This window comes from Stenotrophomonas sp. UBA7606 (assembly GCF_002477705.1).
In the GTDB taxonomy this organism is placed as follows: Bacteria; Pseudomonadota; Gammaproteobacteria; order Xanthomonadales; family Xanthomonadaceae; genus Stenotrophomonas.
The window spans coordinates 63,924-76,402 of record NZ_DLJW01000042.1 but is presented as its reverse complement, the minus strand read 5'-3'; the positions used below and the strand labels follow the sequence as shown (position 1 = coordinate 76,402).

Below are 12,479 nucleotides of genomic sequence, written 5' to 3'. Positions count from 1 at the left end.
CAGTTCCTGGCGCGCTACACCGGCACCGTGGTGGCCGTCACCCATGATCGCTACTTCCTGGACAACGCCGCCGAGTGGATCCTGGAACTGGACCGCGGCCGCGGCATTCCGTGGAAGGGCAACTACACCGAATGGTTGATGCAGAAGGACGAGCGCCTGAAGCAGGAAGACAACCAGGAAAAGGCCCGTCAAAAGGCGATCCAGAAGGAACTGGAGTGGTCGCGGCAGAACGCCAAGGGTGGCCGTACCAAGGGCAAGGCCCGTCTGGCCCGCCTGGAAGAACTGCAGAGCGTTGACTACCAGAAGCGCAACGAGACCAATGAAATCTTCATCCCGCCGGGCGAGCGCCTGGGCAACTCGGTGATGGAGTTCAAGAATGTCTCCAAGAAGTTCGGCGAGCGCCTGCTGATCGACAACCTGTCGATGATCATCCCGCCGGGTGCCATCGTCGGCATCATCGGCCCGAACGGTGCCGGTAAGTCGACCCTGTTCAAGATGATCACCGGCCAGGAAAAGCCGGATTCGGGCGAGATCGTGGTCGGCCCGACCGTCAAGCTGTCCTACGTCGACCAGAGCCGCGATGCGCTGACCGGCAACCACAACGTGTTCCAGGAAATCGCTGGCGGCCTGGACATCCTCAACATCAATGGTGTCGAGATCCAGTCGCGTGCCTATATCGGCCGCTTCAACTTCAAGGGCCAGGACCAGCAGAAGCTGGTGGGCTCGCTGTCCGGTGGTGAGCGTGGCCGCCTGCACATGGCCAAGACCCTGCTGCAGGGTGGCAACGTGCTGCTGCTCGACGAACCGTCCAACGACCTGGACATCGAAACCCTGCGTGCGCTGGAAGATGCGTTGCTGGAGTTCCCGGGCAACACCTTCGTCATTTCGCATGACCGCTGGTTCCTGGATCGCATCGCCACGCACATCATCGCCTTCGAAGGCGACTCGCACGTGGAGTTCTTCCAGGGCAACTACCGCGAGTACGAAGAGGACAAGAAGCGTCGCCTCGGCGACGATGCCGGTCCCAAGCGCCTGCGTTTCAAGGCACTGAAGTAATACCCGACAGACGGCCGCCCAGTGCGGCCGTCTGCTTTTGCGGTGCCGCCAGAGTGCATGGCCGCCGCTTGAGCCCCTCTCCCGCTTGCGGGGTGAAAGAGGGGCGTTTACAAACCATCGGTTTGTGCCCCTGTCGAACGCCCTTGCGCCAGCGCAAGGGCAGGGGCGCGGAGCGGGGGTTGGGGTGAGGGCAAGCTCTGCGCAAGAAACTGGCATCGCTTGTTTTTGTAAAAAAGCTAAAAGAGCTGAAGAGCGGGTGGAGTTCCCCCTCATCCGCCCCTTCGGGGCATCCCCGCCTTCGCGGGGACAGGCTCTTCTCCCGCATGCGGGAGAAGGGATGGCAACGTCCTGCTCGCCCACGCATCACAGGCAAGCGCAAAGCCCCGCTCTCGCCCCCCTCTCCCACCCAGCGAGAGGCACAGCCTGCAATCCACGGAATTCCCCCATGTCCCTGCTCGACCACCTCTTCAAACTGCAACAGCACGGTACCAGCGTCCGCACCGAAGTGCTGGCCGGTATCACCACCTTCCTGACGATGTCCTACATCGTCTTCGTCAACCCGGAGATCCTCGGCACCACCGGCATGGACCCCGGCGCGGTATTTGTGGCGACCTGCCTGGCAGCGGCGATTGGGTCGGCGGTGATGGCGCTGGCCGCCAACTTCCCGGTCGGCATGGCCCCGGGCATGGGCTTGAATGCCTTCTTCGCCTTCACCGTGGTCGGTGCCGCCGGCCTGCCCTGGCAGCAGGCGCTGGCAGCGGTATTCATTTCCGGCGTGGTGTTCTGGGTGCTTTCACTCACCGGCATCCGCGCCTGGCTGGTGGCGGGCATTCCTGCCTCGCTGCGCTCGGCGATCGTCGCCGGTATCGGTCTGTTCCTGGCCATCATCGCGCTGCAGAAATCCAACATCATTGTCGCCAACAGCGACACCATGCTCACCCTGGGCCCGCTCAATACCGCGCCGCCGTTGCTGGCGCTGGGCGGCTTCCTGCTGATCGCCATTCTGGAAGCACGCAAGGTGCGCGGCGCGATCCTGATCGGCATCCTGGCGGTCACCGCCGTAGCCTGGGCAATCGGCTCCGTGCAGTACCAGGGCCTGGTCTCGCTGCCGCCGAGCCTGGCCCCGACCTTCCTGCAGCTGGACCTGCCCGGCCTGCTGCACCATGACGGCGGCGCGCCGCTGGCGGTGCTGCTGCAGGTGGTGCTGGTGTTCGTGCTGGTGGAAGTATTCGACGCCACCGGCACCTTGTACGGGGTGATCGGGCGCGCCGGGCTGCTGAACCTTGCCGATGGCAAGAAGCGCTTCGGCCGGGCCTTGCTGGCCGACAGCACCGCGATTGTCGCCGGCTCGCTGCTGGGCACCAGCTCCACCACCGCCTTTGCCGAAAGCGCCTCCGGTGTGCAGGTTGGCGGCCGCACCGGTCTCACCGCCTTGGTGGTGGCAGCGCTGTTCCTGGCCGCCCTGCTGTTCTCGCCGCTGGCAGAAATGGTGCCGTCCTATGCCACCGCCCCCGCCCTGCTGTTCGTCGCCGGGCTGATGCTGCGCGAACTGGTGGAGGTGAAGTGGGACGACCTGACCGAGTCGGTGCCCGCCGCGCTGTGCGCGTTGGCGATGCCCTTCACCTATTCCATTGCCAATGGCCTGGCCTTCGGCTTCATTGCCTACGCGGCATTGAAAGCCGGCACCGGCCGCTGGCGCGAGGTTCGCCCTGCCGTCTGGCTGGTGGCCGGCCTGTTCGTGTTGCGCTACGCGTTGGAATGATCGCAGCGGTGAGGGGGGCTCACGCCCTCCACATCACCACCAGCGTTGCACCCAGCACCAGCACCGAGCTGATCACCGAGAACACGGCGAACGCCAGCAGCGTGCGCCACAGCGTGGACCACAACGGACGCGCGGCGAAGAAATGCATCAGTGACGCTGCGGCATAGATCATGCCCATCAAGCCCGCCAGCGACTGCACAAAGGGCAACCAGCGGTGCAGCGGAATCATCAGCAGCCAGATGACGAAGGTCTGCACCGTCAGCAGCGTGGTCACCACCAGCCATTCGGGGTAGTTCAACCGGCTGAAGCGGCGGAACACCAACCAGAACACCAGCGCCTCGATCGGCAGCAACATCAGCGTGAAAGCCGCGAAATGCCCACTCACCCACTCCCCTACCGCAGCCGAGGCCAGCATGAAGTGCTGCAGCTGCACGGGCACCGCCTGGTTCGTGGCAACGGCTTGGGAAGCGCCACCGTCCATCAGGCTGCCACCGCTGACCAGTTTGTTCAGCAACACCACGGCCGCCGACATCATCGTGATCAGCAATAGCGGTTTGACCTGGTTGCCGCGCCGCCCCTCGATGTAGTCGCGCAACAGCCGGCCGGGTTGCAGCATCAGCAGCTTGAGCGAGTACAGGATGCCCCGGTCCATGTGCAGCACGCTGTGCTCCAGCTCATGGCCCAGGAAATGCCAATCGATGCGGTGCACCGGCGTGGGCTGGCCACAGCCGGGGCAGTACTTCTGCGCAGGCTCGGCAACCCTGCGATCACAATTGATACAGATCTCGTTGGCGTGCATCCCCACGCACAGCCCCCTGTTTGGCAAGGCAGGCATCATAGAACGACCTGCGGGAGGGGCGTCAATCCATGCCAATAGCCACCGGGCCTTCACAACCGGTGCCCGCACCATCGTCAGGATGGCCGGGCACCGCTGTCGTAGCGAAGCGCTAGTTGTATTGAATGGTGAAGGTTGCCGCCCCATCCGCCCTGCCCGGCATCACCCTCCCGGCCCGGGTCTGTATGTAGCGCGCACGCAGCGGCAAGCTCAGCGTGCTGGCACCCACCACGGTGCTGCCAAGGCTGATGGCCTCGGCAAAGCGCAGCGGGCTCTCGGTGGCCCCCACACGCCGCACCAGCTCGATTCCGACACCCGCGGCGGCATTGGCCGCGGCAGTCACCGGCAGCACCCCGGGCAGGCTGGAACTGTCCTGCAACGCGTCCAGGCGGATGCCGATCAGGCTTTGGTATTGCGCAAGATTGCCGCCCTGGCAGTCCAGGCGGATATCGAAATCACGATTGTCCGCTCGGCTGCCCACCCCGGTGAAGGTGCTTGCAGGCACCGCGCCAAACGCGACCACGATATTGCGGCTGCCTGCTTGCACGGCGCAGGTTGCACTGACCACCGTCGTGCCCGTCCCGCGAAACGTGGATACCAGCACAGGTTTGATCGGGCCGTCGCCATCAAGATAGTAAGTGGTGAAGCGCCCACTGGGTGCAATCGGTCCCGACCCGGTTGCCTGCGCCGTCTTGATCAGCTCTACCCGGAACGTACCACCGGCCAGGCTCGCCGCATCGGTTGCCCCAACCAACAAGGTATGCGGGTAATAGCTTTGCACCGTGCCCGAGTCGCGGTAGACACGTATGCCCACACCCGCCACATCGGTGGCATAGACATTGCTGAAACCCGGCACAAGCTGCTGCTGTGCGGCATTGATGAACCGGCCAATGGCACTGCCTCCCCCGCTGCACCGGCCAATACGGTCGCGCTGGTTGATGGCCGCCACCAGTTCCTTGATCACCGCCCCTACCGGCACGCTGGGCAGGATGACAACCTGCGCCATGTCCATCTGCACGTCCTGCGGTACGAAGGCACCCGCATTCAACGTGCACGCGGCATGTGCCGCCGGCAGCAGTACCCAGCCCACCATGCCCACAACGGGTGCCCGCCATGCACGGACACGTCTCTGAATCGATGACATATTGCCTCCATCATCGTGAAAGCCCGCAGCGCAGCCGCGATGCGGGCAATTGATCAGCGATGCCGCAACGTCAAACGCAACGCCCCGATCCACGGGGCGTCGCTGTTGATTACAAACAAGCCTGCGCTGCCCCCGCTGTACACCCAGCGCGGCAGAACATGTTCAACAGGTATCACTTACGCATGCACAGGCTGGCGCGAATGCAGCACAGACAGCCTCCCTGCATCATCGTTGGCAGCGGGTCAAATCGCCAGCGCGCAAGGCCTCAGCGCTGACACCCTATGCCTTCGCCGACGGCACAGCAGCCGGCGCATCTGTCGTGGGGCCCGCAGACAAGTCAGGGGACCGATGCAAACTGCATCGGCGGAACTGAATCCATAGGCAAGCACCTCCATTTGCTATTGCTACCACTCAAGCGCGATGGTTTTGCCAGCATCCTGGCGCCGCCCTGGCTACACCGCCCAACGCGCGCATCAGCTAACGCACCCAAGCGGGACATGAAAAACGCATCGAATTCATTCCTTCGATGCGGATGCCTCGCAAACTGGCATGCAGTCATGCGTCTTCGATGAAGCTATTACATACCCAAGCGCTGCGGAATATCCAGCGGCACAGTTACGCCAGATAGTTGGCAATAAAGCTGTCCGGAAGAACCGATTTCTTCAGTTGTACTGGATGGTAAACGTCGCCGAACCAGCCGCTTTGCCAGGAAGCACCGTACCCGCCCGCGTCTGGATGTAACGGGCACGCAGTGGCAGAACCAACCTACCTGCGTTCATGGCGCCGGTCACGAGCACGATATTTTCTCCGAAACGCACGGGCTGTTCGCCTTGACTTTCGCGGCGTACCATCTGAATCGCAATGCCAGAGGCTGCATCCGCAGCGGCAGCCAAGGGTAGCGCCCCGGCAAAATTCGAAGCATCCTGAAGCGCATCCACACGAATCCCCACCGTGGCATTGGCTACATTGGAGCTCTGGCAATCAAGCGCGATATCAAAGTCCCGATTCGCGGCAATGGCCCCAACTCCAGAGAACGCAGCGCTCGCCACCGGGCCAAAATTCACCGCGATGTTCTTGCTGCCAGCACTGACCTCACAGGTAGGCGGCTTGATGATTGCGCCCCCGTTACGGAGGTTCAAGGTGACCATGGGAATTCTTGCATTATTCATCAGCTGCGCTGCGAAAAGTCCGTCACTTCCGATTTTTCCACTACCCACCGTAGTGCTGGTTTTGATCAACTCGATGACTACGTTGGATGCCGGAACACCCAACGCCTGCCCAAGCCGATAGTCTATGTCACCGGTGTAATGGAACGAGCCCAATATTCCCCTGTAATCCGTCGCTGTCTGCGTGATCCTGATCCCGATCCCGGGTACCGCAGTGATAAGACCGCCCGGCACACCTGAAACATAGCCATTGAAACTGGCTTGATAAGTAACCAATGAAGAACTGTTTGGCCCCCACAGATCGCAGAGGAAAGTGGTCGAACTCTTCTGGTTGATGTTGTAGCTGCGTGTGAGAAATACGCCACCAACCGGCAAGCTGGAAGGAACACTGATTTCGCCAAGATCGACGTCGATATTCTGCGCGGAGAAGCTCACGAACGGATTCAAAACGCAGTTGGCTGAAGCATGCTGGAAACAAGCAGTTCCCAACACTGCAAGCACGGCAGCAACAAGCAAGCGTCCCCTTGGATGGATCACCGACATACCGTCTCCATAGAAGTTATTCCAAGCTGGTCCTGCCCAGCAACGGCCGGCACCTGATAGTCGAACACGCAACGCTGCGAGGCTTGCGCGCCCCATTCAACCTGCAGCCGGCCGCTGTCGTGCTCACTACGCACATACAGACGCCCACCCTGCCCAACCAGGCCAACCAACTGCCCCTGCTCATCCTTGACTGCGGCTCCCAAGGGGAGCGATTGTCCCGCTGCGCCTCGCACACTGATCAACAACGCCCGTCCGCTGCGGGTCTGGAAGCGCATCAGGCTGATCGCGCCGGCATAGGGCGCCACCGACTGGCTGCTGCTCTCCAGCTCCACGTCCTGGGCCATGCCGGCCGGATCCAAGGTCACGGCATTCAGCCGATAAGGTGACGCATAGGGCACCACCGCATAGCCGCGCCCATCCACGCGCAGTCCGGGTGCATTGAGCACCGCCGCCCCCTGTGCGTTGGGTGCCTGTACCAGCACCATGGTTTCACCGCGGTAAGGTGCAAAGGTGATGCCGCCGGCATGGGCAACCACATTGCCGCTGGCGCTCAGGGACAACTGGCGGAAGCTGTCCGAGTAGCCATAGGAGCCGTCCAGCGTGGCGTAGCGCCCTCGATAGCTGACAGTGGCAACGGCACTGGTGTCCGCATCACGCGCATCGGTGAGGGTCAACCCGTAGTTGATGTTGTTATCAGTACCGGCGCTGCCGGTGATGCCGACACGGCTGCTGCCATAGCGCAGGCCGCTGTCACGCCCGCTGCCACCATCGCGCAGGCCGACGTCGGTACTGAGCGACATCGGTCGGCTGCTGCGGCCCAACGGCATGCTCATGCTCAGCAGATACTGGGTATCGTGCGGGCCACCGAAGCCGTTCTCGGTGCGTATCGCCGACAGACCGAAGCTCATAGCCCGCCAGCTGTTGTTGTAACCAAACTGGTACTGGGTATTGGTACCGGGCTGGCCATAGAAATCCCGCACCGAGCCGGTGATGTACAACGCCCCCGCGCGCCTGCCCAAGGGTTGGTTGAGGGTCAGTTGGAACTGGCTGCGTTGGCGGGTGGAGAACTGCGTGTCGAATCCGCGCTCTATGGCGTCGTTGGCGGCCAGCGCGTCCTGCAGGCTGAAATAGCTGCGCGTGGAATAGCGATACGCCGCCAGGGTCACGTTGGTCCCCAGCGACGCGAGCTGGCTGCTGTAGCTCAGGCGCAGGCTCGCGCCTTGGTGATCGGTCCCATCCCGCAGCCGGGTGCGTGCGTGGGTGACATCCATCGAGATTGCACCCACCGGCGTGCTCAACCCCGCGCCGTACAGCACCGCGCCGTAGTTCCGGCTGAGCAGGCTGCCTGCATACAGGGTCAGCCGGTTGGCAACACCGCGCTGATAGGTGGCCTGCGCCAACCAGGGATTGTCCAGCAGCGTATCGTTGCGTACCTGGCCAACCGCGAATGCATAGCGCGCCTGCCCCGGCCGCAACATCTGCGCCACCGCGCCGAACGGCACCTTGAAACTGCGGACGCGGCCATCGGCCTCGATCACGCTCACCTCGATATCACCACCATAACCGGTGGGATACAGATCATCGATGACGAAGGCGCCCGGCGATACCGTGCTGGAATAGATCAGTTGCTGGTTCTGGCGGATCTCCACCCGTGCGTTGGTTTCGGCGATACCGCGCACCACCGGCGCGTAGCCACGCAGGGAGTCGGGCAACATGCGGTCATCGCTGGCCAGGCTGATGCCGCGGTAGCCGATCGAATCGAACAGCTCACCATTGGTGTACGTCTCCCCCAAGGTCAACAGGCCGCGCACGCGCGCGATGCCACGCTGCGCATAGGTATCGATCCGTTGCCAATGCGATCCATCGCCTTCGTTCCAGGTCAGGCTGGAGTTCTGGCGCAGCTGCCAGCCCCCTACATTCAACCCCATGTTCAGGCCAAGATAGGCGCTTCGGTTGCGGCTGCCGAACGCGCCGCGGGTCTGTCCATCAACGGCATTGAAGCTGTAGCCGATATAGCCGGCATTGACCCCACGGTCCCATAGGTCCGGGTTGACGTAGCCACGCGCCTGGCGGCGGATGAAAGCCTGTGGAATGCTCAGGTCATAGCGCAGGTTGCCGCTGTCGTACACGCCAAACGCATCGCGCATGCGTTCCTGCACCTGCAGGCAGTCACTTGTTGCCCCATCACCTGCCGGCAACTGGGCCGTGTCCACCCCCAGTTCTTCCAGCAACTTCAGGTCGATGCACGCCCCCACCTCACCGGCGCTGTTGGCGCGGAACGGTAAATCACGGCGCCCCTGCCAGGTGCCGTTTACATAGATATCGACCCGATAGTCGCCCGCGACCATCGGGTTGCCGTTCCGAAAGACGGATAGGTCAACTTTCTGGCCTGACCCGGAAAGAAAATTGGAATCGAACTCCGCGAACTCCGGCGCCTTGAACCGCGTCTGGCCATTCTGGCCCTGCAATATCTGCTCACCCAGATTCGGTGACGGCTCGGGGGCTGGCCCCGGGGCAGCGGATGCGCGCTGCGTCAGCAACAAGCCGACAGCAAACAGCAGCAACGGAACAAGAACGCCGCGATCCCGCGCGTCAGCAACCAGGCACCTCCGGATCGATGATGAAAGATGACGCTCAATCACACTCTTTTCCTTAAGAACGATTGCACCCGATAGCGCTGCCTCGCCGGTACGTGGCTGCTAGCCACCTGCATCCAGGCTGATGGTCCGCTCCACGCGCCCGCCGTAATCGTTGATGCTGACGAAGCGCACCTTTTCGACACTGCCGGCAACGTCCAGCAGCAACTGCTGGTACGGCGCCACCATCTTTCCCTTGTCCTCGACCACCGTACTGGCGGTTCCGGCCAGCGCATGCACCTCTGCCAACGTCACGTGGTAAGGCGTCGGGTTGTCGACCTGCAGTTGTGCACCCACCCGCCGCCACCGCAGCTTGGCAGCGGCGTCATTGGCGTTGTCAGGCAACCCCTGCGGGCGGTAGAAGAGCTTGATCCTTGACCTGAAGGCGACCTGCAGGTAGTTCTTCTCCTCGGCGCTGGCCTGCGGCGACGGCGCCACATCCAGCACGTTCAACCAGAACAGCGACTCGCGATCCACCGGCAACTGCTTGCCGGTAAAGATGACCCGCAGCGCCTGGCTCCTGCCGGGTTCCACACGCCCAATGGGTGGTGTCAGCACGAACGGAGCATCGGTGCTTTCCGCGGTCTGCTCAGGATCACCGCTGTCGATCCATGCCTGGACCAGGGACGGGCCATCGCCCACGTTCTGCACCTGGACGGTGATCTCCCGCGACTGTGCCGGGTAGATGACGCGTGTACCACTGATCACGATACCGGCCATGGCCTGCTGGCCGCAGGCAAGCAACAACGCTGCCGCCAACAGCGCCTTGGACAGATTTGGTTTCATTGCGGTCACTGCATTGGGACATTCAACGTCCCCGATCGGCTATGCCGATCGGGGCAAGGGCAGCTCGGATCAGTTGTAGATGATCGTGTACTTCACGCTGCTGGTGACTTCACCCGGGGTGGCGGCGCCAGTGGCGTAGTACTCGACAAAGTAGTTGAGGTTGGCCGAGCCATCCGCAGCCACCGTCGCCCACTGCGAATTGGTCTGCGCACTGCCCGCACCCGCGGCAACCACCGGGATCACCTGGCTGTTGCTGCCCAGCAGCTGCAGCTTCACCTGGGCGGCGGCGTTGGTGGCGGCGGTGTTGTTCAGTCGGCCGCTGGCCAGGTCAACGGTGGCACCCGGCTCAAAGTAGGTGGCTACGTCACCTGCATCGCACTGGGTAAGCGCGATCGAGAACGGGGTACGGCCGGCCACCTGGCCGGAAGCAGCCAGCGCGCTTGCTGCCACGGTCGGCAGGGTGACAGCGAAGTCCTTGCCCTGCGGCGTGCTTACCGTGCAGGTCTTGTCGGTGATTTCACCATTGAAGGTGATGGTGCCATCGACGGCATTTGCGGCGAACGGAGCGGCGACCAGCGCCAGTGCTGCGAGGATATTGATAGTGCGCATTGCGTTTACCTTGCCCTAGTGATTGGAATGACTTCTTGGATTCGAAACATGGAATGGCATGGTTCCAGGACCGTTCCCGTCTCACCTCCTGCATGCGACCAGACGCTTCCCTGTCAGGTCTGGGTGCGAACGTTAGCAATCGCAAATGTGATGTTCTCCACAAAAATTGCGAATTGGCGCCGCACACTTGCTTAGACGCAGATGTCAGCAATTTCCACAGTGGGCCGCGAAACCGAACAGCAGGTTCATCCGCTCTTCTGTACCCATGTAACGCAGGCACACAATCAACGCCGGAAGACACTTCAAAACGTGTCACACAACAACATGAAATCGATCACTTTCGCTGCGTGATGGCTGCGGGCAGAACGATGTTTTGCCCCTTTCACAACACGACATGCGAGCGCCTACTGAAATCCCCAAACGAGGAGCGCGGCCATGATTGGTTCTCTCTTTGCAGGCGTTGCATTGTTTTCGATTGCCGCCCTGGCACACGCCGACGGCGGCACGATCAGCTTCAGTGGTCGCATTTCCGACCCTGTATGCGCGGCCGGGTTTGTCGAAGCAGATCAGCAATTGCGTTTGGACGATTGTTCGCGTGCGGTACAAGGGGCCACGGTCAGCGTGGTGTCACTGGATACCGGTGACACCGTCGCGTTGCATACCAGCAGCCGTGTGCTGGAGCAGGATGTGCTGATGCCGCCTGCACAGGCAGACATCAGGCAGTTCTCGCAGCACTACAACCTGGCAACCACCCAGCATCCTCTCTATGGCAGCTACCTGGTTGCGATCAATTACCTGTAAATGCCCCGCCCACCTGCGTGGCCGCAGCCGGCCGCGCAGGTGAGGGCCAGCCACGCGGTGCTGAACCGGACAGTGGCTGTGGCCTTCCATGCTGCACAACCGGGGCAGGCTCTGGGATCATGTAGGTGTCCCCGCCCACGGCGCCTGCGTACCCATGACCGCTACCCCGCCCGTTTCCTACAGCCGCCGGCGCCTGTTGCAGGCCGCCTTGCTGGCCCCGACCCTGGCGGCGCTGGCCGGCCTGCCGGGCTGTTCGCTACCGGAACAGGTCGACGGCACCTTCCTGCAGCCTTGGCTTGACCACCAGAACTGGACCGCAGCGGACTGGCAGCGCTCGATGAAACTGGCCCAGCGCGCCGGCTGCCGCCAACTGGTTGTGCAATGGAGCGGCATCCTCGGCGGCCCGGAGGGCGATTGGCAACTGTCCGATGCCAGCTTTGCCATGCTGTTCAATGCCGCCGACCATGCCGGCATCAATGTGCGGGTGGGCCTGCCGTTCGAGCAACGCTGGTGGCAGGCCATCGGTGGCGATGAGGCGCAGCTGCGTGGCTTTTTTGCCGACAGCCTGCAGCGGGCGCGCCACTGGCTGGCCGCCAGTGGCCTGACCCGGCAGCGGCGCTTTGCCGGCTGGTACCTGCCCTACGAGCTGGAGCAATACCACTGGGCCGAGCCGGCACGCCTGCAGTTGCTGGTCAGCTGGTTGCACGACCTGCAACAGGCGGCGATCGCACGCGGTGGCGACTGCGCCATTTCCACCTATTTCAGCCGGCTGCAGACCGAAGGCAGCCTGGTCGGCCTGTGGCAGCAGGTACTTGATGGCACCACCCTGCGGCCGATGGTGCAGGACGGTATCGGCGTGGCCGGCCAGGACAACCACCTGGCGCTGGCGCCGCTGCTGGCCTTGTTCAAGCAGCGTGGCGTGGCCTTTGATGCCATCGTCGAACTGTTCCGTGAATTGCCGACAGCCGGCGGCGATGGCACCCAGTTCCACGGTGAGAGCGCTGACTTCGCGCGCGTGCAGCAGCAGCTGGAGTGGGCGCGTGCCAGCGGCGCCGGCAATGTATTGGTGTATGCGCTGGAGCCCTGGCTTACCCAGGACACACCGCAGGCGCAGGCGCTGCGGCGCGCCTGGCGCCTGTAG

10 protein-coding genes are annotated in these 12,479 nt (G+C 62.8%); 4 read left to right on the top strand and 6 right to left on the bottom strand.

Annotation, left to right across the window (positions count from 1 at the left end; translation table 11 throughout):
* Together ettA and B2527_RS06005 are read left to right on the top strand one after the other, a co-directional pair.
* Positions 1-1,056, top strand: a 1,056-nt coding sequence (ettA, locus tag B2527_RS06010) for an energy-dependent translational throttle protein EttA (protein ID WP_293706624.1), incomplete at its 5' end; no start/stop codon positions are given.
* A gap of 445 nt (positions 1,057-1,501) precedes the next feature.
* Entirely contained in the window at positions 1,502-2,818 is a 1,317-nt protein-coding gene (locus B2527_RS06005; RefSeq protein WP_293706623.1) for an NCS2 family permease, read from the top strand.
* A 19-nt stretch (positions 2,819-2,837) separates the two neighbouring features.
* Here B2527_RS06005 and B2527_RS06000 read toward each other — a convergent pair whose 3' ends face one another.
* The 6 genes from B2527_RS06000 to B2527_RS05975 all read right to left on the bottom strand — a co-directional run bounded on the left by B2527_RS06000 (position 2,838) and on the right by B2527_RS05975 (position 10,537).
* The gene (locus B2527_RS06000) at positions 2,838-3,617 is read right to left on the bottom strand and encodes a DUF3667 domain-containing protein (protein ID WP_293706622.1); all 780 of its coding nucleotides are present in this window, start codon (positions 3,615-3,617) and stop codon (positions 2,838-2,840) included.
* 148 nt (positions 3,618-3,765) lie between these two features.
* Positions 3,766-4,797 (bottom strand): fimbrial protein, encoded by a 1,032-nt coding sequence (locus tag B2527_RS05995; RefSeq protein ID WP_414717010.1) that lies wholly within the window; start codon positions 4,795-4,797, stop codon positions 3,766-3,768.
* 662 nt (positions 4,798-5,459) lie between these two features.
* On the bottom strand, positions 5,460-6,506 hold the full coding sequence (locus B2527_RS05990) for a fimbrial protein (RefSeq protein ID WP_293706621.1): 1,047 nt from the start codon (positions 6,504-6,506) through the stop codon (positions 5,460-5,462).
* Entirely contained in the window at positions 6,497-8,974 is a 2,478-nt protein-coding gene (locus B2527_RS05985; RefSeq protein ID WP_293706625.1) for a fimbria/pilus outer membrane usher protein, read from the bottom strand. Before B2527_RS05985 ends, B2527_RS05990 begins: the two co-directional genes overlap by 10 nt.
* Before the next feature lie 231 nt (positions 8,975-9,205).
* Positions 9,206-9,928 (bottom strand): fimbrial biogenesis chaperone, encoded by a 723-nt coding sequence (locus tag B2527_RS05980; protein WP_293706620.1) that lies wholly within the window; start codon positions 9,926-9,928, stop codon positions 9,206-9,208.
* Between the two features lie 69 nt (positions 9,929-9,997).
* Positions 9,998-10,537, bottom strand: a complete 540-nt coding sequence (locus B2527_RS05975) for a fimbrial protein (protein ID WP_293706619.1) — start codon at positions 10,535-10,537, stop codon at positions 9,998-10,000.
* 435 nt (positions 10,538-10,972) lie between these two features.
* Between B2527_RS05975 and B2527_RS05970 the strand changes: the two genes are divergently transcribed.
* Together B2527_RS05970 and B2527_RS05965 are read left to right on the top strand one after the other, a co-directional pair.
* A complete protein-coding gene (locus B2527_RS05970; RefSeq protein WP_293706618.1) occupies positions 10,973-11,338 on the top strand; it encodes a hypothetical protein in 366 nt (121 codons plus the stop codon).
* Positions 11,339-11,492: 154 nt separating this feature from the next.
* Entirely contained in the window at positions 11,493-12,479 is a 987-nt protein-coding gene (locus B2527_RS05965) for a DUF4434 domain-containing protein (RefSeq protein ID WP_293706617.1), read from the top strand.

Bases quoted from the DNA above. Each gene is read 5' to 3' on its own strand.
- B2527_RS05995 (WP_414717010.1), bottom strand. From the start codon at position 4,797: ATGTCATCGATTCAGAGACGTGTCCGTGCATGGCGGGCACCCGTTGTG.
- B2527_RS05965 (WP_293706617.1), top strand. From the start codon at position 11,493: ATGACCGCTACCCCGCCCGTTTCCTACAGCCGCCGGCGCCTGTTGCAG.
- B2527_RS05970 (WP_293706618.1), top strand. From the start codon at position 10,973: ATGATTGGTTCTCTCTTTGCAGGCGTTGCATTGTTTTCGATTGCCGCC.
- B2527_RS06000 (WP_293706622.1), bottom strand. From the start codon at position 3,617: ATGCACGCCAACGAGATCTGTATCAATTGTGATCGCAGGGTTGCCGAG.
- B2527_RS06005 (WP_293706623.1), top strand. From the start codon at position 1,502: ATGTCCCTGCTCGACCACCTCTTCAAACTGCAACAGCACGGTACCAGC.
- B2527_RS05990 (WP_293706621.1), bottom strand. From the start codon at position 6,506: ATGTCGGTGATCCATCCAAGGGGACGCTTGCTTGTTGCTGCCGTGCTT.
- B2527_RS05975 (WP_293706619.1), bottom strand. From the start codon at position 10,537: ATGCGCACTATCAATATCCTCGCAGCACTGGCGCTGGTCGCCGCTCCG.
- B2527_RS05980 (WP_293706620.1), bottom strand. From the start codon at position 9,928: ATGAAACCAAATCTGTCCAAGGCGCTGTTGGCGGCAGCGTTGTTGCTT.